We start from the raw sequence: 21,353 nt of genomic DNA on the forward strand, positions 1-21,353 counted from the left end.
ACGTGCGACCTCCCACTCAGGCCCTTGAAATGTGTGGAAACGAGCGCCGGGCAGGTGAGGCTCGCGCCGAGACTTACGTGGAAAGGAAGGACCGTTTGCGGACTTTCAGCATCGCCGCGAAGCCTGAGACTGCGACCTGCAATGTCGTTTCGTATGCGCTGCGCAGGAGCGGTTGGCGCTCCGATTGGTAGCATGCGTCAGGCGCAGTTAGTCAGTGTGATCCTCGAATCCTCATCGGTCACCTGTCACGGCCTTACGCAAGTTCCGGCGGCAACGCCAACGATGTTCAGATTTCGTAGAGGTCGATCGGCTGCTCAAAGCCCTTCAGGTGGTATGCCCGGGCTTCGCTTTCGGCCGTTTGGCTCTGCGCCCGCTCGCAAACGGCCCTGGTGACGAGAATCCGCCCCGCTTCTGCGGCTGACTGGGCGCGTGCCGCAGTATTTACGACGGTTCCGACGGCAGTCAGGTCGCGATGCGACCGGCCGAACTCTCCGAAGCTGGCCTCGCCGGAGTCGATGCCGATACCAACAGCGAGTTCACTTCCGTCCAAGCCGATACCTTCAGCCAGGTGAAGTTCACGGCGCAATTGGCAGCGGCGCTGGACTTCTTTCGCAGCAAGTACGGCACGTTCGGCGTGGTCCTGGTGTGGGATCGGAAAGTTGAAGATCGCCATGACCGCGTCCCCGACCGTCTTGTTAAGCAGGCCGTCGAATTCCCAAATAGCCGTGGCACATTCATCGTAGAAATCATCGAGCAGCGCGGAGACGGTGTCTGCCGAAAGCGACTGCGAAAGCGTCGTATAGCCTCTCAGATCTGCAAAAAGCACAGACACATCAACAGTGATCTTGCGGGCTTTCATCACGCGCGTGAACATGAGTTCGCAAATTGTGCAGGTGTTCGGATTCATCCGGCTCGGGCGGATGCCAAAGGCGCGGAAGGGAATGGAAGCCGGTCCTCGCAGGGGCACGGGGAGACGCATCTGCTCCCAGCAGCCCTTGCAAATCCTCGATTGAGAAAAAGACATGTTGCAGCGCCCCAGTTTACGCGTCGCGCCGTGATATTCGCACATCCGGCGCGGAAAATCTTCCCGAAAGCCTGAGCACAGGAGAGAACGATCGACGGGCCGAATAGCCGCTGACGCAAGCTGCCGACGCGCCGCGTCGGACGTCTCGCTACTGCATGTCTCCTTAAACCGACCTCGGTTTACGGAGACATGCAGCAATTCAAAGTGGCTACAGCTTCGCCCGGCTTATGGAAGTTCGATCTCGCCGTCTACCACATGGTTCAGGCCGGTGCCTTCCGCCGTCAGCGTCATGCGGACCTTCAACTTCTTGCCGCCGATCTTTCCGTCGCGCACCGTCTCCTCGATCTTGCGCTGAGAGGTGACGCCGACTTCCTTCAGGAACTTGCGGATCGACATGTTGAAGGCGTCTTCGCTCATGGCGGAACTCCTTTGTGTCCGGAAGGGATTGTAAGGGAAGGCAAGTGGTCAGGGAAGCAGGCCCATTGACGCGCGATGCCATGGAAATAGACCCCGAGCCACGGAGGAGGCGTCGGGGTCCTTGAAGTTGACCGGCCCGTTGGGAGAAAGAGGAGCGGACCCGATCGACGTGTTGCGCAGCAGGAGGAGGAGATACTGCGCGTTCACAATGATGAGCATAGATTAATCGCTATCATCGAATAGTGCCCGGGGTAACAGCGCAGTCTTGCGCAAGTCAAAGCGCTTCGCTTCAAGTGAGATGCGCGCGAGACACAAGGCATCTGTCACGCTGGCAGAGAAGGCGGCGTTCAGGTCGAAGCCACGCCCGGGGGGGTGATCAAGCGCTCGCGGACTTTGACTTGGCGATCGAGCTCGCGATTTGCAGAGCCTCGATACCTATCTGGCGCAAGAGGCCGGTGGTCGCAGGATTGAAACCACAAAAGTATAAGCCATCCTTGGCCGGGTGAAGCTCGCCCCTTCGCGGCTTGACAGCACCTTGGAACCGCTCGTCGAAGTCCGGCAACAGCGTCTCGAGAGCGGGCCGGTAGCCGGCTGCCAGTACAATGGCATCGAAATCTGCGGACTCTCCGTTTGCGAAGTGTACGCGCGAGCCAACCGACATTTCGATGGCCGGGAACACCTTGATCCGGCCCTCTCTGATCTTCGCGATCGTGCCGATGTCGATCAGAGGCGTTCGGTCCCGCTCCATCATGCTAGCGAGGGGACCCTGTCGGGAACGTCTGAGCCCAAGTCCTTCGAGATCGCGATAGCGCATGTGCAGAATCGGCGCATTGACCGCATCGACCACTCTGTACGGAAAGTGTCGTTGAAGGATAGCGATTGTCGCGGTCGGCACACCTAGTAGTTCCCTCGGAACAACATTGACCGGACCACGGACCGCCATCGCCACCTCGAGACCCGCTTCGGCACATTCGAGCGCGATCTCGCCTGCCGAATTTCCGAAACCGACCACCAGAATTCGACGTGCATTGAGAGCAAGCGCGTTCCGGTATTCGCGAGAATGAATGATGTTTCCTTCGAACGTTTCTTGACCAGCCCAGTGTGGTCTGATCGGAGCGTTTGAGAGTCCGGTGGCGATGATGACGGCGCTGGATTCGAATACATCGCCATCGGCCGTTTCGACGACCCAGTCCGCAGCTTTTCGGACAGATGCGACGCGTTTGCCGAATTCGATTTGAACGTCATTTGCCCGCGCGTAATCTTCGAGGTATTCGATGACTTGCAAGCGTGATGGATATCTTGGGAAATCAGCCGGCATCGGCCTCCCCGGAAGCGCCGAGTGGGCCTTCGCCGTATGCAGACGAAGACGCTCGTAATGCCTCCGCCACGAAGCGGCGAGCGTGTCTTGCGCTTCTAGGACCACCGAGTGACAGCCTTCAGCGCGGAGCGCGGCAGCGCATGCAAGCCCTGCTGGGCCCGCACCGACGATGATCGTCTCCCCAGTTGCCACCGACGGTTCCTCTCAGTGAGCCGTTGCATCGAGCTCCATAGGCTAACGGAACTGTCACCGGATATCGACTTTGATCGTGTCCGTCACGCGATGCAGGTGGCGCTTCCGCACAAATCCTGTCCACCCGGCTCTTGACGGCGTTCGCAGATGAGAACAAAATGAGAACATTCATGGAGATTCTCATGACCCATGCAGACGAAGTGATTGAGCGCGCGCACTCGGTCGTGGCCGCTTTGCGCGCAAAAAGAGAGCGCGAAGCGGAGCGGCGCAAAGAGGTGTTTGGGCGCATCGACATCGGCAAACCGTTGCCAATGCCAAATCGTGGCATTCAGCTGAGTCTGAAATTGCAATGACCGCTCAGAAAGGAAGGCACACCGCGCCGAGCTCGACTGAGCGGTCGAGCCCTTCGCCTGCTCTGAGCAGTTCATGAAGCGAGTCACCCGTAGTTCGTCGCGCGGCTCACGGTGATCATTTTGCTCCGCGGATCCGCAAACGGCACTCCGAGGAGGACAGGTCAGCTTCGACGCGACGGATTCACCTTGTCAGTCGTGCCGCCGGCATAAGCCTTCGAGAGCCTGCGGTAATATCCCGATCTCAGTGCAAGAATCGTCACCACCACGCCGAGCACACCCGCAAGCGTGAACACCAATGCTATGCCGCGCGCCGGGCCTGTGCCGAACCAGTCGCCGATGGCCTCGCTCCCTGCCCCGTCGGTCATGAAAGGGATGACCACGAACTGGGTCAGTGGACCGATCAAGAAGGCGGTCAGGGGCGAAGCGGCTTGTTCAACCGACTGGGCAAAACCAAAGACGCGGCCTTGGCGTTCCAGAGGAACCACCTTTTGCAGGACGGTTTGCTCGGCCGCTTCCGCATATGGCGCAAGCAGCATCCAAATGAAGCATCCGCCCGCCAGCAGCCAGATGGAGGACTGGATCGTGAAGACGCAGCACACCGACCAGGTGACGAGATTGACCAGCAGCAACGTGCGCAACGGGTTCCTGCCCAACCCCCTCTTCGATATGACGATGCCGCTGATGATGAAGGCGGTCGAGAGCACGCCGAACAACAGTCCCCAGATCTGCACCGATACCAGGGAGAGGCCATAGGCATCCAACAGCGCCATGAAAATGCCCCCCAAGAAATTGTTGAACGTGGCAAAAAAGATGAGCGCAAAAAGGCCTGGCACGGCAGCAATCACCGCAACCGTTCCTCTGATGTCGACGCGTTTGGGTTCGCCGGGTTGGTCGTGTGCAGCTTCCACATGCGTTTCGCGGATCTGGATGAAGGTAAGGTGCACAAAGGCCAGGAAAGTCAAAACGAGCGCGAACGCCAGCGTCGCCACCATGCCGCCCCAGGCGACCAGAAAACCGCTGATGACCGAGGTGCTGAGAAAGCCGATGCCGGTGACCATGCCGACAAGGCCGTTGGCCTTGTCCCGCGAGCCTTCGGGAATAAGCACGGTCACCAGTGTCGGCAGGGCAATAGAACGGATATTGCCGGCAATGACACCGAGCATCACCAGCAGCACGAAAAACCACAGGTGAAAGCCGTACGGATCGGCGAAGGCGGACTGCGGCGACAACAGCAGCAGCGCCAAGGACAGCACATAAAAGCCGGCCGACACCACGCTCGAGCCGAGCATGGCCAGCTTCTTGGGATTGTGATCGACGATGCTGCCGAGCAAGAATCCGAATCCGGAGGTAAACACCAGGTAGACGCCGGCGATCATGCCGGTCGCAAACACGGATTGCGTCTCGATATAGACCCAAAAAGTCAGCGCGAACCAGACCGTGAAATTCGTGATATTGGCGATCAAGTTGTTGCCGAGAAGATGGTAAAATGTACCCATCGGCGCCTCCCTGGTTGGCCCGGCGTAGCTAGGGTGCGGGAGCCCGATGTTCAATCCACTTCCGAGATCACAAATGTCCGCCGCAGCGAGCGGGTTCTCGGTCCGTGCTCGATTTCATGAAAGCGGCTTTAGTTCAGCATTCGCCTCGGCACCGCGCTGCGGGCTACCGCCTGATTCCTTCAAACGGCAGCCGCGAATCCTGGCGGTGTGGTGCCCTCGGCTGTCTGGCGGCAGATCAAATTGCCGCTGCAGCTTCGCCTTGCCGCACAAGAAAGCCGATGGCGGCGGCATTAGCGAGGTCGATGAAGAACGCCGGCACCGGTGGCAGGAGGGCAACGGCAAGCGAGCGAATGGTCCTCACTGCAACAGGCGCAATAATCGAGTATAGTTTCCTGAGCGACTGCAGACGGAGTAAAGGGAAATGTCCGTCGACGCCGGACCGAGCAGAGTAGACGCCGAATATGCGATTGAATACCTCCAGGAGCATCCCGAAGCCGGGCTTTGCTGCGAGGATCGGCGCTGGTGGATTACGCCGAATGCAAACGAGACCGACCGGCAGATCCTACTTCTTGATGGCATTGAGGCTGAGCGGCTTAAGGATAATCCCCGCCTTCGGCTCGTGTCCGGAATAGCCCATCGAGGCCGGTCGCTCTGGATCGTCCGGAGAATGACGTAACCGGTCCCTTCATGTTCACGGAGCCCCCAGTGGATGTTGTCGTGGGTGCCACAAAACTCCTGGTAATGTTGCCGCTGGTGGCGACTTTCGCATACGTGTCGCTTGTCGGTCTGACGTATGTGTCGCAGCGCGCTCTCCTCTATCCAGGAGCAACGCTGACGCTGGCTCCGGAGTCCGCAAGCTGGGGGGAGAGCGTCAAGATCAGGACACCCGATGGAGAGACGCTTCACGGCCTTTACAGCCAGGGCAAACCCGACATGCCGTCGGTGCTGTTCTTTCTCGGCAACGCCGACCGTGTCAGCAACTACGGCTTTTTCGCGCGGGCGCTGGCCTCGCGGGGCGTCGGGCTGCTCGCAATTTCCTATCGCGGCTATCCGGGTTCAACCGGCACGCCGAGCGAGGCCGGGCTACTGACCGACGGCATCGCCGCGTTCGATTGGCTTTCGGTTCGTTCTGAAAACGAGATCGTTGTGCTGGGTCAATCATTGGGAAGCGGCGTTGCCGTGAATACGGCTCGGCAAAGACCGGCCGCGGCCGTCATTCTTGTTTCTGCCTACCTGTCTGTCCTGTCGCTCGCTCAGATGCACTACCCATTCTTTCCGGTTGGCCTTCTCATCAAGGACCCCTTCCGTTCGGATTTACGAATAGCGCAGGTGAAGCAACCAAAGCTGTTTATTCACGGTCGGCGCGACACCATCATCCCGCTGTCTTCCGGCGAGGCGCTATATGACATCGCTTCCGAGCCAAAGCAGATGCTGATCTACGACGGCTTCGGTCATAACGATCTTTGGGACGCCCGCATGGTTCACGACATTCTCCGATTTGTGGAAGCGCTGAAGTGAAGCGTCGACTAAGGCGTCTTGAGCGGTAGCAGCAGCCGCGATATAGGGCCGGATCGTCCGCCATGATCAGTCAACGGGCGATGAAAAGCAGGTCGAAGCCCTTGAGTTCGCGTTGGGCGATCGATTTGCGGATTGCCGACCAGATCGCCGAGGGATTTTCCAGTCGAAAACCGCGGAAGCTCCGGATGAGCCGGAACGTCGCCGCGGCCGTGCGCGCGAGGCGCAGGATGGCGGGGCCGGAAAGCGAGGCGGCAAGAATCTGCGGGTGGACTGCGAGGAGCACACCGGCAGTCCTCTTGCGGTCGATCGCCCGAAACTGATCGAGCACCTTGTATTCGTACCCCTCGATGTCGACCTTGAAGCAGAGGCGCTCCGTTCTCGCCATCGCCTGAAGTTCCGGAACGGTAACCGTGTTGGCCGTGATCGACATGCCGGTATCGTCGGCGATCAGCGCCGAAGTCTCGGAACTGCCGAAACCGCCGCCGACGGAGTTGAGCACCAGGCACTTGTCGTGCGACAACGCCGCGTTAACGAGCGCGACCGCTCCCGCGTTCGTGCCTCTCATCTCGGTGAGGATGCCGAAGCAGACCGGATCGGGTTCGACGGCGATGACATTGTCGGCGATCTGCGCCGCCCAGTAGGGCGTCACGCCGATCCAGCCGCCGATGTCGATGTAGGTCGTCGTCTCGTCGACGAGACGTTCGATATTGCGAAAGGTGCCGGGCTCCCATTGGCCCGCCTGCAACCGACAGAAGAAACGTGCCTTTTCGGGCTTGTCGGGAAAGTGAACCGTTCTCTGGAAGTAGGTTATGGCGCGCATCGCGCTTCTCTACCGCATGATCCCATGAGTCGGAACCGGTTTCGGCGGAAATCGCACAACGGCGAGAATGCAGCAGGCGGCTGCCAAAGTAGTTCGACGAACTCAGGCTTCCGCCCGCTGCGCGCGGCTGCGCGCTTCGGTGAGTTCGGAGGTCGTTTGGCTGAGACGGTCGGCAAGCACTCGCATGATCTCGACCGCCATCTCCGGAAAATCAGCGAGCAGCTTCAGGAAATCGTCCTTGCGGATGCGCAGGGCTTCAAGCGGAGTGGTCGTTCTGATGGTTGCCGTACGTGGTGTATTGCAGAGAATGGCGATCTCGCCGACGATCGAATTCTGCTCCACGTCCGCGACCTTCAACTGACCATTCGGCGTTGCCACCAGCACATCAGCCTTGCCCGAAAGAATGACGTAAGCCGCGTCGCCGATATCACCCTGGCTAAACAGGTTTTCCCCCGCACTGTACATCACCCGGTCGGAGGTGAAAGCCAGAAGTTTGAGCTTCGCAGGCGGCAACCCGGAAAACAGCGTTATCCGGCGCAACATTTCCACTTCGTCTTTTAGGAGCATAACCGTCCGTTTCTCCGAATGTGCCTCGGGCGCAAACACGTCCAATCCCAAGCCGCGGGGAAAATATGCTTGCCTCCCGACATCAATATTACATCAAGATGCCAGTTCCTTATAGTCGCTGTCTTTTGGCCGCTCTTCCAGCGCGTCCTCTTGGACCAGGCGGCCGTTTTCGAAATGCGCGACGCGGTCGAACAGTTCCGAGAGAGCCGGATTGGAGAGGACCCAGACGATCGCGGGCCTGCGCTCGCCTTCCCGCAGGAAAGCGAAGACGTTCCGGGTGATCTGGTCCTGCGTGCGCTGGTCGAGGGCCAGGAGCGGCTGATTGAAGATGTAGAAGTCCGAGACGCGGATGAGCGCGCGTGCCAGGTTGAGCTTTTGCCGCTGACCGGCAGTCAGCCGCTTGCCTCCGGCACCTACGTTGAAATCGAGCCCAAACGCCAGAACCTTGTTGTAGAGTCCGAGCGACTCGAAGAGATCACGCACGATCGCGCGAATCCGTTCGGAACCGTCCGTGTGCTTGTGTCCGATGCGCCCGAAGAGCACGTTATCGATGATGCTCGCCGACGCCATGTAGCGGTTCGGCTGGTAGTGCTCGATTATGCCGACGAGATCGGCCGGCAGCCCTTCGCTGAACTCGCTCCGCGCCTCGACGATCTTGTTCATCAGATCGTCAGTCAAAAGACCGAAACGGTGCCGCGGCTCGATATAGCCGAAGCACAGACGGATGATCTTGATCGTGTCCTCCTCCGAGACGTCCTCGATCGGGCGCCCCCTCACCTTCTGCAGAAGCGCTTCATAGACGGGGATATCTTCGGCCGTCATGAAGGTGAGCTGCTGGAAGAACGGATGATCCGGCGGCAAATCCCGGAACAGTTCGACGACGTTCTCGGCAATCTCCAGCCCCATCCCGTAGAAGGTCTCGTGCAGCCCGGCCCTCTTCAAGACCGTCTTGAAGAAGGGATGGCTCTCTAGCGCCTTCTCCCAGCGGACGGTGTCGGTCACCGTTCCAAAGAGCAGGTTTTCGCCGACCGTCGCTTCGACATTGTAGGAGCCCGGTTCGAAGAACACGACGAGATCGCTGAGCTTCTCCGCCTCGAGGCGCCGGCGGAGCGCAGAACGCATGGCCACGATCTCCCCCGCAAAGGCTTCATGCTCGACCGGATTGATGGTCGATCGGACGGCCAACGCCGTGATGTCGTTGGTCAGAAGGACGGCATCGAGCACGGCCTTGATCCTGGCGAAGAGGTCGTCGGGACCGGTCGCGTCCGCAGCCTCGTAGTCGATCCAGTCGCTGTTGAGGTCGAACGAAGGATTGCCGGCGAGCTTCGCTTCCAAGAGCTCCCATCGGCGATGGGCAGCCTTGTCCCCCTCATAGACCGTCTCCGTCAGCGGTGCGTGCTTCAGCCCATAGAGCAGGTTGTCGCCGAGACTTCCGTGAAAAGTGTAGACCTCCGAAGAGGCGTAGGAAATCCGCCGTCCGGTGATCGACTCGGGCAAGTCGTGGACGTCGACATCACCAACGAGGATCCTGCCGCTTGTCGGCCAGATCAGCCGGCCGAAAGCCTCGGCCAGCGCCTCGCCCCCACCCCCGCTTCCCCCGGTAACGGCAACCGCTTCACCGGGATGGACCTGGAGCGACACGTGTTCCACCACCTTGGAGCCGCCATCATCGGCGACAGTCAGGTTGACAGCGGCGAGCGGCCCCGCGAGCGGTGGTGCCGGAGCTGCGGAAACCTCCTGCACTTTCGCGTCGATCAGCGGCTCGACGCTGAACTGTTCGACGACCTGGGCGTATTTGACCTGCACGTCCTGACGAGCCTGGTCCCAATCGATCAGCTCCTTCAGCGGGCCCGGCAGATCCTTGTAGGCACCGATGACGGCGACGAGCTGGCCGATATCGAGCCGCCCCTGCAGCGCAAAGTAGCCGCCGATCGAATAAAACAAAAACGGCGTGACCTGGGCGAGGAAGTTGTTCAGGAACTTGACGAGGAACTTCCACTCGTAGAGGTCGTAGCGGATCTTGAATATCCGGCCGAGGCGCGCGGCGATGTCGGCCCTCTCATAATTCGACGTGTCATGGCCGCGGATCGTGCCGATGCCGTCGACGATCTCACTCACGCGGCCGGAGAGCTCGCGCGCCGTTAACTGCCGTTCACGGCCAAGCACCAGCAGCCGCCGGCGCATGCGCGGGATGATGACCGCCTGTACGGCAACGATGACTGCGGCGATGATCCCGAGCCAGAAGCTCTGCAGCAGGATGAAGATCAGCGCGGTCAGCGCCTGACCGCCAAGGAGTGCCGGCTGCACGAAGGCGTCGCCGGTGAAGCCGCCCATCGGTTCGACCTCGTCCTTGATCATCGTCGCAATTTCGGCAGGCTTCACACGCTTGAAATGGCCCGGCGGAAAGCGCAGGACGCGGTCGATGAGTTCGAAGCGGATACGCCGCAGAAGACGTTCGCCGAGCCGGCCCTTGTAGGTGTTGATGTAGAACTTGAAGAGACCGTTGATGATGACGAGCAGGAGAAACACGAGGCTCAGCGCCAGGAGCATTCCTTCCCGCTCGAGCTGAAAGCCTGAAAACAGATTGATCTCGCCGAAGAACGGCAGGCTGAAGGAGATCGGCAGGAAAGGCTGTGTCGAGCCTGGGCCTTCGAAACCCTGCCCCTGAATCGGTCCGTTGACGATCTGCTTCGGCAGATCAAAGGACAGGAAATAGGGGATCATCGACAGCGCCACGACCAGCAGAATCCAGAGCTGCTGCTTGCGGGTGTGAGTCCAGATGTAACGGGAAAGACGTGGTTCCATGGGCCGACAATGAGACCTAATCTAAAACTCGGGATCGCACGGCCGTCTTGCCGGCGGACGTATGCCGCAAATGGTACCCTTCCGCCTGCTCTTCAATAGCTCCGCCCCTTATCCGCAAAATCATGACTGCCCGGATTGAGAGCAGAGGCATGTTCTCTGTCAAGCACCGGACAAGATTAAGCAAACGATCACCCGTCAGAAACGGTCGGCCCCTTTCGCGGCCTCGATCCGCCCCGCGCCCATGCCGCTTGCGCTCCCTCGACCGTGAGCTTACAACAGCCGCATGACGCATGCCAGCCACTCGCCCCACCCTCCCGCAGATTGGCACGAAAACGCCTATGACCTGGCCCGGGGGCTGGCCGCCTATTCCGGCAGCAGGCTCGTGGAAGGCATAGCCAGGGTCATCGCGAAGCATCCGGAAGCGAATATCGCCAACGCCTTCAACCATAAACAGGTCGGCTGCAAGATCTGGGCCCGAGACAAGCTCCTTGAAAGCGCTGGTGCATCATACCGCCGGATCGTCGTGCTCGGCGGCTGGTACGGAATTTTGCCAGCCATGCTGCTCGAGGACCCGCGCTTCCATATCGAGGCGGCCGACAGCTACGACATCGACCCCGCGGTGGAGGCGGTCGCACGGACGCTGAACGCCGCCTTCGGCGACAGGTTTCACGCAATGACGGCGGACATGTATGCGCTCGACTATCGCGACCTGAATGCTGACCTCGTGATCAACACGAGTTGTGAACATATCGCCGACCTCGGAAATTGGCTCAGCCTCGTCCCGCGTGGCACCCGCGTCCTCTTGCAGTCAAACGACTATTTCAGCGAGCCGACGCATATAAGCTGCGTCTCTTCGCTCGAGGAATTCCGTGTGCAGGCAGGTCTCGCGCGTATCGACTTCGCGGGCGCGCTGCCCATGAAGAAGTACACCCGCTTCATGCTGATCGGGGCGGTCTGAGAGCGATCCTCAAAGTTGAAGCGGGAAGCGGGCGGGAAACCGCTGTCGCCTTGCTCACCTGCGCTTCAACACGAGGCGCTGTTGCAGGATTCTCGCCGTACCCGCCGCTCCGTCGAGATCGAGCGGCGGTATTTCCGGCTTCGGCCGCGCAAGCATCGCTCCGATCTTGCCCGCTAAAAGCGCTGGCGTGATCCCCTCCTCCGGCAGAACGCCGGCGAGGCCGAGTTTTTCCAGCCTCGCCGCACGCGAACTCTGTTCGGTTTCCCCGCCTGCGGTAAACGGGACGAGCAGGGAAGCGCAGCCGGCGCGGAGAGCGTCGCAGACGGTGTTGTAACCGGCCTGCGAAACGGAGAGACGTGCCCCGGCAAGCAGGCTTGCGAAATCCTGGCGGAAGCGGAAAAGGCCAACGCCGCTTCGTGCCGTGGCCGTGAATGCGTCGAAATCGGCGTCGGGCAGGTTGGGGCCGGTCACCAGACACCAGCGAAGCGTTGCCGGCAGGAGCTTCGTCGCCTCGAGCGCGGCTCCGATCAGCTCCCTGCCCACGGCTCCCCCGCCGGCGGAGACGACGATATCGAATATCTCGCTCGGTTCGGCCGGGGCCGGCGGGGCAACAAGGCCGGTGTAGGCCACCTTGCCTTCCACCTCGGCCGCGAGAGGAAAGGTCTCCTCGAGTCGCGCAAAGCTCGGGTCGCCGTGAACGAGCACGAGGTCGAAATGGTTCCTGACGAGGTCTACGGTTTCCTCGGCGCGTCCCGGCTTCGTCCGCTCCTGGAGGATGTCGCGCAGCGAAGTCGCCACCATCGGGCGCCGCTCCATGGCTGCGACGGCATCGAGCAAAGGCAAGAGCTCGAAGCGCATCTGACGGCGCCCAAACGGGAAGGCCTCGATGATGACGATATCCGGATCTGTGCGATGAAGCGCCTCGATCAGCAGGTTCGTGCGGTGTTCCTCGAACGCCTTCGTGACCGGATTGCCGTCGCCGTCGACGAGCCCCGAAAAGCCTTTGTCGCCGGCCGTGACTGGCGGCAAGGCGACGGTCGTGACGTCCTCTCCCGGGAATCCCGGCAACGGTGTGCCGCCCGTGACCATCGTGACCTCGAAATCGTTCTCTACGAGAGCCTTCCCGATCCGGCTCGCACGCGCCAGATGGCCGATACCGAGAAGATGCTGCACATAGAAAAAGACGCGATGTCTGCTCAAGGGGCCCTGCTCCATTCGCTTTCGAAGAGCCCGCTCAACTGGCGGACGCTCGAATGGTGATCGAACTCGGCGCGCACGCGCTGTTCCGCCGCGGCGCCGAGGCGCCGGCGCATTTCCGGATCGCGGATCAGCCGCTCGAGCGCTAACGCCAGTGCGCGCGGGTCCTCCGCCGGCACCACGAGGCCGTTTTGACCGTCATCGAGCAGTTCCGGAACCCCGGCGACCGCCGTCGAGACGCATACGAGCCGCTGGCTCGATGCTTCGACGAGGACGTTCGGCAGCCCGTCGCGATCTCCATTGGCCGCAACCCGGCACGCCAGCGCAAAGATGTCGGCTTCGCGGTAGTGCGTCAGTACGTCCTTCTGATCGAGCGCGCCGTGCCAGCGAATGCGATCCGCAAGGCCGAGCTTGCCGGCAAGCGCCTGAAGTTCGGCTGTAAGCTCCCCCGCGCCGATATGCTCAAAGCGCCAGTTGAGATCGGCGGGAAGTGACGAAAGCGCCTTGAGAAGGACGTCGTACCCCTTCTTGGCGACGGCGCGCCCGACGCTGACGATGCGAACCGGATCGATCGGGTCGGAGCCGCCCCTAGCCGAATGGCTGCCCTCGAAAGACGGAAATCGGTCGAGATCGAGACCGTGATAGCTCAGATGGACGCGGGACTTTTCTCGCGTCAGGCTCTGCAGGTGGTCGTAGCCGTTTCGCGTGCAGGTGACGGTCCAGCGGGCGCGCCCGAGCTTTTCCGAAAGCTCCCAATCCGGAGACGTCCAGATGTCCTTCGCATGGGCCGAACACGTCCAGGGAATGCCGGCGATGATGCTAGCATAGGCGGTCACCGAGGCGGGTGTGTGGATGAAATGCGCATGCAGCCAATCGGCGCCCTCCGGCCATTCGGCAACGAGCACCAGCGCCTGGCCGAAACGACGGAAGCGGTTGCGCGTCCTGTCCCGGCGCAGGTCCCGAAAGAATTGTCGGAGTGCCGGCCAGAAACCCGGTTTCGCCACCGTTTGGAAGAGCGCACGACAGACCCGCCAGGGCTCCTCGTGCAGATATTCCGGAAGGTAGTGGACAGCCGCGCGGATCTCATCATGGACGGGGTGGCGCTTGCCGTCGGTCGGCCGGCGCAGGGCCACCAGGACGAGGTCGTGTCCTGCCTTCTCAAGGCCAAGCAGTTCCTGCGCGATGAACGTCTCCGAAAGACGCGGATAGCCTTTCAGGACAACGGCAATCTTCTTGTGTGGCGCCACGGGAGTTCAGCTTGTCTTTACGATGCTCAAGTGCTCTTTCGATCTGTGATCGAGCCAGTCTCCGACGACCTCGGATATGTGGACGAGGCCCTCGAGCCTCAGTCCATTGGCGTTGCGCGACGGCGGCGCGCGTTGCGGCAGCGCCTTAAGGGCCGCGGCGAGACGCAACGGATCCTCCGCTTCCTGCGGCAGCAGCATCTCGACGAGGCCGAGAGCCGAGGCTCGCTGGGCGCGGATCAATTGCTCCTCGCGCGGCTGGAGGCGCGGCACGATCAGGGCCGGCTTGTCGAAGGAGAGTATCTCGCAATAGGTGTTATAGCCACCCATCGAGACGACGCCCTTCGCTCCGGCGATCAACTCCTCCATCCGGTTGTCAAATTCGATCATCTTGATGAAGGGGATGCGTCCGCCCTTCTTGATCAGCTTGTTGCGCTGCTTGACGGGCATATAGGGACCAAGCACCACCAGCGCCTGATGGGTGAGTTCGGGATCCTGCTGGTAGGCATGGATCACGTCATGGACAAGATCCGCACCATCGCCGCCGCCGCCCGTCGTAACGAGGATGTAGTCGCCTTCCGGCCGATGGCTCGGCGCGCCGTCGTGCGGGATGCCCCTTTGCAGGAAACCGACGAAGTTCATGCGCTCGCGAACGGCCGTCGGCACATCCAGCCCCACCAGCGGGTCGTAGAAATCCGGCGGTCCATAGACCCAGATCGAATCGTAGAACTGCTCGATCTTGCGCATCGTGTCGCGGCGCTTCCACTCCACCTCGAGCAGATGCGGCGCATCCATGATGTCCCTCAAGCCTAGCACCAATCTGGTCCCGTGCGTCTTCAGATAGGTGAGCGTGTCTTCCACCTCGCCGCGCAGTCCCATCGGTTCCTTGTCGACGATGAAGACATCCGGCTTGAAGGTTTCCGCCGTCGAACGGATGATCGACTGCCGCATCTTCAGCGTTTCATGCAGGTCGATGTGCCGGTCGAGAGATGTGTACTCGCCGTTTCTGAGCTTGATGACGCTCGGGATTTTCACGAAATCGACGCGGGCGCGATAATCGAAGGCGCCGGCGATGGTCGCGCCGGAAATGATCAGGATCTGCAGTCCGCTGTAGTCTTCGACCAGCGCATGAGCGATCGCGCGGCAGCGTCTTAAGTGACCGAGGCCGAAGGTATCGTGACTGTACATGAGGATCCGGGCATCCTCGAAACGCCGTGTCATACGAAGACCCTTTCGCTCTTCAATAGGAGTATCGAGCCTGCTGCAGCGCCCGCTTGCGATCGGACGGCGCGATACCGGGGGCTATTTGTAGGGATCGGCGGCGTCGCGCAACCCATCTCCCAGGAAGTTGAACGCCAATATCACAAGAATGACCGGTATGGTGGGGAAAAGCAGCCATGGGTAGAAGGCGATGACGCTGACGCTCTTCGCCTCTGTGAGCAGAATGCCCCAGCTCGTTATCGGAGGACGAAGCCCCAGCCCGAGGAAGCTCAGCGCCGTCTCGCCGAGAATCATGCCGGGGATGGAGATCGTTGCTGTCGCGATGAGGTGGGACATGAAGCCGGGAACGAGATGCCGCGCAATGATACGGCTGCCTCTTGCCCCCATCAACTGAGCGGCGAGAACATAATCCTCTTCTCTGAGGGCCAGCAGCTTCGAACGGACCGCACGTGCGAGGCCCGTCCAGTCGAGAAGCCCGAGGATCACGGTGATGCCGAGATAGATGAGGATCGGGCTCCATGTCGCCGGCATGATCGCCGCGAGCGAAAGCCAGAGCGGAATGCTCGGGATCGACTGAAGAACCTCGATCACCCGCTGCACGACCAGATCGAAAACGCCGCCGTGGTAGCCGGCGAGCCCGCCGATGACGATGCCGAGAACGAAGCTGACGGTGATGCCGAGAAGCCCTATCGTCAGCGAAATCCGCGCGCCATAGATGATGCGCGACAGCACATCGCGGCCGAGCCTGTCGGTGCCCAGCAGGAAGAGCTGGCCGCCTTCCGCGGGACAGACCAGATGCAGATTGCTCTCGAATAGCCCCCAGAAATTATAGCTGTCGCCGCGGCAGAAGAAGCGGATCGGTTCGATGTCCGCCGGATTGTCCGCGTAGTTTCGTTTCAGCGTCTCCATGTCCAGCGTCATCGTCCGGCCGTAGACGAAGGGGCCGACGAAAGAGCCTTCATGGAAGAAATGGACACGCTGCGGTGGCGCGTAGATGAAATCGACATTGCGCGTGTGCAGGTTGTAGGGCGCCAGGAACTCGCAGAAGAGGATCATGACATAGAGCGCCGCCAGGAAGATGCCGGATACCAGCGCCACCTTGTGCCGCTTGAACTTCCACCACATCAGCCGGAGCTGCGACGCCTGGTTCACCCGCACCTGCTCTTCAGTCATTACCTCGACGGAATAGGGATCGAACGGTGCGGTCGAAACGTAATGCGGCAGAGGCTCGCCGGGCGCCGGAATCGGGGACGTCACTTTGTGCTCCTGCCTTGCAGACGGATACGGGGATCGAGAACGGCAAGCGCGAGATCGGAGATCAGGACGCCGATTACTGTGAGAAACGCGAGGAACATCAGGAAGGACCCGGCGAGATACATGTCCTGGCTCTGCAGCGCCTTGATCAGCATCGGCCCTGTGGTTTCGAGCGAAAGCACGATGGCCGTGATTTCCGCGCCGGAGATGATCGCCGGCAGGATCGAGCCGATGTCGGAAATGAAGAAATTGAGCGCCATGCGCAGCGGGTATTTGACAAGCGTGCGCGAAGGCGAAAGCCCCTTGGCCCGGGCTGTCACCACATATTGCTTCTGAAGCTCGTCGAGCAGGTTGGCTCTCAGCCGCCGGATCATGCCGGCCGTGCCCGCCGCACCGATGATGATGACGGGAATCCAGAGATGTTCGAGGATCGATTTCGCCTTTTCCCAGCTCATCGGCTCGGAGAGATATTTCTGGTCCATCAAATGGCCGATAGAGGTCCCGAACCAGGTATTGGCGAAATACATGAGGATCAGCGCCAGCATGAAGTTCGGGATGGCGATGCCGATGAGGCCGACCAGAGACAGGCCGTAATCGCCCCAGCTATATTGGTGCGTAGCGGCATAGATGCCGATTGGAAAGGCGATGATCCAGGTGAACATGATCGTGAAGAACGAGACCAGGACCGTCAGCCACAGCCGGTCTCCGACGACCTCGCTCACCGGCAGTTCATATTCGAAGGAATAGCCGAAGTCGCCTTGCAGCATGCCGCCGACCCAGTACAGGTAGCGCAGCAGCGGCGGCTGGTCGAAGCCGTACTGCTGGCGCAGCGCCTCGATCTGCTCCATGTTGACACCTTCGCCCTGCGCCCTGATCTCGGCAATGTAGCTTTCGAAATAGTCGCCCGGCGGCAGCTCGATAATGGTGAAGACGAGCGCCGAGATAATGAGGAGCGTCGGGACCATGACCGCGATACGCCAAAGAATGTAGCGCAGCATGTCAGTTGCCCTCTTGCAGCCAGAAGGTGTCGGGCTTGTAGACGCCGAAGTAACTCGTCGGGTCGAAGCCGTAGAGCGCCTTTTCGGGGAAATTGCGCAGCCTCGTCGTAACGACGATCGGCTGCAGCGAGCCGTTGACGAGGCCGATCGAGAAGACCTGATCCGCATAGATCGACAGCATCTGTCGCCAGATGTCCGCCCGCTCGACATCGTCCGATGAAAGTCTCCAGCGTTTGAGCAAGTCGAGAAGCTCGACCACCGGCGGCAGGTCGGGCGCCTCTCCCATTTCACCATGCGAAATATAATTCAGGCCCCAAACCGGCCATTGCAGCTGATCATCGGCCGTGGGGGCAAGCTGCCCCGGATTCATGCTCGCAGTCGGCACGCCGTTGTCGATGCCGAACCACATCGACATGATGATCTCTCCTCCGACCGCGCGGCTGCGGAAGGTGTCGCGCTGAGAGGTGCGGATGAAGAGCGAGATCCCGACCTTCTGCCAATAGTCGGTTATGAGCTGCAGCACGTCCGTGTCGAGCGTGCTTTCGCCCGGCGTTTCCACCACGATCTGCGCCCTGCGACCATCGGGAAGGATGCGGATGCCGTCGCTGCCGCGTTTGGCGAGCCCCGCCGCGTCGAGGAGGGCGTTCGCCTGCTCCGGATCATGGGCGATCCAGGCACTGGCGAACTCGGGCCGGAAGAGCGGACTGTCCGGCAGGACCGTGTCGGCGCTTTCCCTCGTCAACCCGTAAAAAACCGCCATGTTGATCTCGCGTCGGTCGATCGCGAGCGAAAGCGCCCTGCGGACCCGCACGTCCCTCAGAAGCGGCCGCCATACCGGATCGGCGCAGTTGAGGTTCGGAAGCAGCGCGAGACGCGAACCCGACGTCTTCTTCCAGAGCTTGACCTTCACCGGATAGCGCTTCTCGGCATCCTTCAGGTAGGTGTAGTCGACGAAATCTATTCCCTGCGCCTGCAGGTCGCTCTCACCCGTGCCGGTCTTCGCGGGAATGAGCGCGGACGAGCTGACACTCAGCACGAAGCGGTCGATATAAGGCAGTTGGATGCCGTTTTCGTCGACGCGATGGAAATAGGGATTGCGCTCGAACACGAACTGTTCGGCCGGCAGCGGCGTGGTGTTGCGCCATGGATCGAGTGTCGGCAGGTCGGGGTTCTCCGGCCGGTACGAACGCGCCATGCGCATATGGAGTTGGCTCCACTTCTTGAGGCGCTCAGCCTTCAGGATCGCCTTGAGCTTGTCCTCTTCCTGGTACTTCTTGTGGAACTGCTTGAGGTAGGCGGCCGGCATGGCGATGACGAGGGGCTGCGGTGCCGCGAGCTTCTGCAGAAAATCCGGATTGGGCTTCGACCAGGAATAGCGCAGCGTAAGCTCGTCGATGATCTCGAACTTTGCCGCCTCGCCGTCAATGACCATCGCTGTCGGCAGGCCTGCCGGCGACAGGTCCTCGTTGAGCAGCACATCCTCGAAGCAGTAGCGGAAATCCTCGGCCGTTAGCGGCGTCCCGTCCGACCACTTGTGCCCCTCGCGCAGACGGAAGGTGAAGATGCGATCCTCGACCGTCTCGTAGCTCTCAAGGATGTCCGGGTGGAGGTTGAGGTCCTCGTCGTAGCCGACCAGCCGGGCATAGCCGTAGATGGTCATTAGACGAATGTCCTTGGCGCTGCCTATGATGCTGCGGATCGTACCGCCGTGTCGGCCGGGCTCGCGCCCCATCCCCGCGACATTGATCACGCGTGGTGTCTTCGGCAGTCGCTCGGCGAGCGGCGGGAGCTTGCCTTCCTGAACGAGCGGCGCGAGCGCGTCCAGCTCGCCCGGTGCAGCAAGCAGGACCTTCGGGAATGCCGTGGATGCAAGGATGGCAAGCGCTGTTCTTCGGGTGATCATGGGCGTAACTCCCTCGCATCCACCGATTTGCGGGCGAGGACATAATGGCCGCCGCCGAGATCGGCGGGAAAAAGCGCATTCTCCTCTCCGCCGTCCGAAAATTGCACGCCCCAGCGCTGTTGGTCCGATCCTCCGCTCGCCTGAAGCGAATCAAAATCGAGCTTCCGGTCGAGATCGGGATAGGGAATGGCCGCAAGTAGCGACCTCGTATAGGGATGGACCGGATTGCGCATCAGCACTTCGCGCGGCGCCAGCTCGACGATCCGCCCGGCGCACATGACGGCGATGCGATCGGCCATGTAGTCCACGACCGCAAGGTTGTGCGAGATGAAAAACGTCGTCAGCCCGAGTTCCTTCTGCAAATCCTTAAGCAGATTGAGGATCTGGGCCTGCACCGAAACGTCGAGCGCCGAAACGGGCTCGTCGCAGATCAGAAGCTGCGGCACGAGCGCGAGCGCTCGTGCGATGCCGATGCGCTGTCTCTGGCCGCCGGAAAAACTGTGCGGATAACGGTTGATGAAGCGCTGGTCGAGGCCAACCGCCTGCAGGAGCGAGCGAACGGTCTCGACGCGCGACTTCGGTGTGCCGCGCCCGTGAATTTCGAGTGGCTCGCTGAGGATGTTCTTGACGGTCATCCGCGGCGAAAGCGACGAGACCGGATCCTGGAACACCATCTGGATCTTTGCACGCAGCGCCTTGAGCTCCGGGCCATCGAGTTTCAGGACGTCGAGCGCCCCTTCTCCGTCGTCGAAAGTGATGGACCCGGTGTCCGGCGTCACCGCCCGCATCAGGATCTTGCTCACCGTCGTCTTGCCGGAGCCGCTTTCGCCGACAAGCCCCAGGCATTCACCGCGACGGATATCGAAGCTGACATTGTCGACCGCGCGATGACTCGACGCGGCGCCGGTGCCGAACCAGCCCGAGCTGCGCGTCGCGAATGTCTTGGATACATTGCGCACGGACACGAGGACATCCGGCCCCGAGACCCTCCGGGCGTCCGGTCTGCCGAGGAGCGTGCCGGCCTTGACCGGCACCTCGCGAAGCGCCTTCAGCCGCTCACCGGGCTTCATATCGAAATGCGGCACCGCCGCCATCAGCCCTTTGAGATAGGGATGTTGGGGATTGCGGAAGATCGCATCGACCGGCCCGGCCTCGACGATATCGCCGTGATAGATGACGACGACCTCGTCGGCCATGTTGGCGACGACGCCGAGGTCATGCGTGATCAACAGCATGGCCATGTTGAGCTTGGACTGGAGCTCCCGCAGGAGCTGCAGGATTTGTGCCTGCACCGTCACATCGAGGGCGGTGGTCGGTTCGTCCGCGATAAGCAGCGCAGGCCGACAGATGAGCGCCATCGCGATCATGGCGCGCTGCCGCATGCCGCCGGAGAGTTCGAAGGGGTACATGTCGTAGGCCCGCTTCGGATCGGAAAATCCGACATAACCCAGGAGCTGTTCCGTCCTCGCCCGCCGCTCGGACCCGTCCGCGTCCGTGTGGATCGTGAGCACTTCGGAAATCTGGTTTCCGATCGTGTGGAGCGGCGACAGTGACGTCATCGGCTCCTGGAAGATCTTGCTTATGCGTGCGCCACGGATCGCCTGGATCTCATGTCCGTCCGTGTCCAGCGAGAGCAGGTCGACCGGTTTCGTTCCAGCCTCCGGATCATTGAACAGCACCCGGCCGCCGACCTTCGCCACGCTCGGCAGGATGCCCATGATCGCCTGGCTGATCGCCGACTTTCCGGATCCGGACTCGCCCACGAGCGCAGTCACCTTGCCCGGCAAGATCCTGAAATTTGCGCCCCGAACGGCTTCCACCTCGCCGCCGAGCACCGAGAATGTGATCCGCAGACCCTCAACCCGTAGCAGGTCCGCTCCTGACGTCATCGCAACACGCTTCCCTCATTACCCCTCCTGCACAATTCCCAATCCGGAGCCGCCATGGGCAAAATCATGCAGCAATTTCAAGCGTACAGCGACACTCGCACATTCCAAAGAACGCATGACCCGCTGTAGCGTCCGCCACCACAAAAACACTAGCGTAGCTTCAACGGGCTGTCCAGCGT

Annotated in this window: 17 protein-coding genes; 3 read left to right on the forward strand and 14 right to left on the reverse strand. The window is 61.1% G+C overall.

What is annotated here, in order from left to right; translation table 11 throughout:
- Window positions 1-286: 286 nt before the first annotated feature.
- The 3 genes from AYK65_RS28890 to AYK65_RS28900 form a co-directional block, all read right to left on the reverse strand.
- Window positions 287-1,024, reverse strand: coding sequence for an adenylate/guanylate cyclase domain-containing protein (locus AYK65_RS28890; protein WP_081163099.1), 738 nt, complete (start codon window positions 1,022-1,024; stop codon window positions 287-289).
- 225 nt (window positions 1,025-1,249) lie between these two features.
- Complete coding sequence (locus tag AYK65_RS28895) at window positions 1,250-1,441, reverse strand: DUF6494 family protein (RefSeq protein WP_026614477.1); 192 nt, start codon at window positions 1,439-1,441, stop codon at window positions 1,250-1,252.
- Between the two features lie 376 nt (window positions 1,442-1,817).
- Window positions 1,818-2,951: a flavin-containing monooxygenase gene (locus AYK65_RS28900; protein ID WP_026614478.1), complete on the reverse strand. Its 1,134-nt coding sequence runs from the start codon at window positions 2,949-2,951 to the stop codon at window positions 1,818-1,820.
- Window positions 2,952-3,121: 170 nt separating this feature from the next.
- Between AYK65_RS28900 and AYK65_RS28905 the strand changes: the two genes are divergently transcribed.
- Window positions 3,122-3,304 carry a hypothetical protein gene (locus tag AYK65_RS28905; protein ID WP_034885212.1) on the forward strand — a complete coding sequence of 61 codons (183 nt, stop codon included), beginning with the start codon at window positions 3,122-3,124 and terminating at the stop codon, window positions 3,302-3,304.
- Between the two features lie 161 nt (window positions 3,305-3,465).
- Here AYK65_RS28905 and AYK65_RS28910 read toward each other — a convergent pair whose 3' ends face one another.
- Window positions 3,466-4,800 (reverse strand): MFS transporter, encoded by a 1,335-nt coding sequence (locus AYK65_RS28910; RefSeq protein ID WP_026614479.1) that lies wholly within the window; start codon window positions 4,798-4,800, stop codon window positions 3,466-3,468.
- Window positions 4,801-5,517: 717 nt separating this feature from the next.
- On the opposite strand from AYK65_RS28910, the gene AYK65_RS28920 reads away from it, so the two are divergent.
- Entirely contained in the window at window positions 5,518-6,318 is an 801-nt protein-coding gene (locus AYK65_RS28920) for an alpha/beta hydrolase (protein WP_081163100.1), read from the forward strand.
- A gap of 70 nt (window positions 6,319-6,388) precedes the next feature.
- Here the strand turns inward: AYK65_RS28920 and AYK65_RS28925 are convergent, their stop codons facing one another.
- The 3 genes from AYK65_RS28925 to AYK65_RS28935 form a co-directional block, all read right to left on the reverse strand.
- On the reverse strand, window positions 6,389-7,138 hold the full coding sequence (locus AYK65_RS28925; RefSeq protein ID WP_026614482.1) for an FkbM family methyltransferase: 750 nt from the start codon (window positions 7,136-7,138) through the stop codon (window positions 6,389-6,391).
- A 102-nt stretch (window positions 7,139-7,240) separates the two neighbouring features.
- Window positions 7,241-7,705, reverse strand: coding sequence for a cyclic nucleotide-binding domain-containing protein (locus AYK65_RS28930; protein WP_026614483.1), 465 nt, complete (start codon window positions 7,703-7,705; stop codon window positions 7,241-7,243).
- Between the two features lie 93 nt (window positions 7,706-7,798).
- Complete coding sequence (locus tag AYK65_RS28935; protein ID WP_026614484.1) at window positions 7,799-10,510, reverse strand: ABC transporter transmembrane domain-containing protein; 2,712 nt, start codon at window positions 10,508-10,510, stop codon at window positions 7,799-7,801.
- A gap of 283 nt (window positions 10,511-10,793) precedes the next feature.
- Between AYK65_RS28935 and AYK65_RS28940 the strand changes: the two genes are divergently transcribed.
- A complete protein-coding gene (locus AYK65_RS28940) occupies window positions 10,794-11,468 on the forward strand; it encodes a class I SAM-dependent methyltransferase (protein ID WP_046117673.1) in 675 nt (224 codons plus the stop codon).
- Between the two features lie 54 nt (window positions 11,469-11,522).
- Here AYK65_RS28940 and AYK65_RS28945 read toward each other — a convergent pair whose 3' ends face one another.
- From AYK65_RS28945 to AYK65_RS28975, 7 genes are all read right to left on the reverse strand, one after another.
- Window positions 11,523-12,683, reverse strand: a complete 1,161-nt coding sequence (locus AYK65_RS28945; protein WP_081162773.1) for a glycosyltransferase family protein — start codon at window positions 12,681-12,683, stop codon at window positions 11,523-11,525.
- Window positions 12,665-13,912, reverse strand: coding sequence for a glycosyltransferase family 4 protein (locus AYK65_RS28950; protein WP_046117671.1), 1,248 nt, complete (start codon window positions 13,910-13,912; stop codon window positions 12,665-12,667). The genes AYK65_RS28945 and AYK65_RS28950 overlap by 19 nt, the downstream gene beginning before the upstream one ends.
- 6 nt (window positions 13,913-13,918) lie before the next feature.
- On the reverse strand, window positions 13,919-15,130 hold the full coding sequence (locus tag AYK65_RS28955) for a glycosyltransferase family protein (RefSeq protein WP_046117670.1): 1,212 nt from the start codon (window positions 15,128-15,130) through the stop codon (window positions 13,919-13,921).
- Window positions 15,131-15,211: 81 nt separating this feature from the next.
- Window positions 15,212-16,387, reverse strand: a complete 1,176-nt coding sequence (locus AYK65_RS28960; RefSeq protein WP_026614489.1) for an ABC transporter permease — start codon at window positions 16,385-16,387, stop codon at window positions 15,212-15,214.
- A complete protein-coding gene (locus AYK65_RS28965; RefSeq protein ID WP_026614490.1) occupies window positions 16,384-17,382 on the reverse strand; it encodes an ABC transporter permease in 999 nt (332 codons plus the stop codon). Before AYK65_RS28965 ends, AYK65_RS28960 begins: the two co-directional genes overlap by 4 nt.
- Window position 17,383: 1 nt before the next feature.
- Window positions 17,384-19,285 (reverse strand): ABC transporter substrate-binding protein, encoded by a 1,902-nt coding sequence (locus AYK65_RS28970; RefSeq protein ID WP_081162776.1) that lies wholly within the window; start codon window positions 19,283-19,285, stop codon window positions 17,384-17,386.
- Window positions 19,282-21,174, reverse strand: a complete 1,893-nt coding sequence (locus tag AYK65_RS28975; RefSeq protein ID WP_081162779.1) for an ABC transporter ATP-binding protein — start codon at window positions 21,172-21,174, stop codon at window positions 19,282-19,284. The genes AYK65_RS28970 and AYK65_RS28975 overlap by 4 nt, the downstream gene beginning before the upstream one ends.
- Window positions 21,175-21,353 lie beyond the last annotated feature (179 nt).

Origin of the sequence: Ensifer aridi (genome assembly GCF_002078505.1) — a bacterium.
Taxonomy (GTDB): domain Bacteria; phylum Pseudomonadota; class Alphaproteobacteria; order Rhizobiales; family Rhizobiaceae; genus Sinorhizobium; species Sinorhizobium aridi.

Coding starts and splice junctions, on each gene's coding strand:
- AYK65_RS28890 (WP_081163099.1), bottom strand. CDS start 1,024: ATGTCTTTTTCTCAATCGAGGATTTGCAAGGGCTGCTGGGAGCAGATG.
- AYK65_RS28895 (WP_026614477.1), bottom strand. CDS start 1,441: ATGAGCGAAGACGCCTTCAACATGTCGATCCGCAAGTTCCTGAAGGAA.
- AYK65_RS28905 (WP_034885212.1), top strand. CDS start 3,122: ATGGAGATTCTCATGACCCATGCAGACGAAGTGATTGAGCGCGCGCAC.
- AYK65_RS28910 (WP_026614479.1), bottom strand. CDS start 4,800: ATGGGTACATTTTACCATCTTCTCGGCAACAACTTGATCGCCAATATC.
- AYK65_RS28925 (WP_026614482.1), bottom strand. CDS start 7,138: ATGCGCGCCATAACCTACTTCCAGAGAACGGTTCACTTTCCCGACAAG.
- AYK65_RS28930 (WP_026614483.1), bottom strand. CDS start 7,705: ATGCTCCTAAAAGACGAAGTGGAAATGTTGCGCCGGATAACGCTGTTT.
- AYK65_RS28935 (WP_026614484.1), bottom strand. CDS start 10,510: ATGGAACCACGTCTTTCCCGTTACATCTGGACTCACACCCGCAAGCAG.
- AYK65_RS28940 (WP_046117673.1), top strand. CDS start 10,794: ATGACGCATGCCAGCCACTCGCCCCACCCTCCCGCAGATTGGCACGAA.
- AYK65_RS28945 (WP_081162773.1), bottom strand. CDS start 12,683: ATGGAGCAGGGCCCCTTGAGCAGACATCGCGTCTTTTTCTATGTGCAG.
- AYK65_RS28955 (WP_046117670.1), bottom strand. CDS start 15,130: ATGACACGGCGTTTCGAGGATGCCCGGATCCTCATGTACAGTCACGAT.
- AYK65_RS28965 (WP_026614490.1), bottom strand. CDS start 17,382: ATGCTGCGCTACATTCTTTGGCGTATCGCGGTCATGGTCCCGACGCTC.
- AYK65_RS28970 (WP_081162776.1), bottom strand. CDS start 19,285: ATGATCACCCGAAGAACAGCGCTTGCCATCCTTGCATCCACGGCATTC.
- AYK65_RS28975 (WP_081162779.1), bottom strand. CDS start 21,174: ATGACGTCAGGAGCGGACCTGCTACGGGTTGAGGGTCTGCGGATCACA.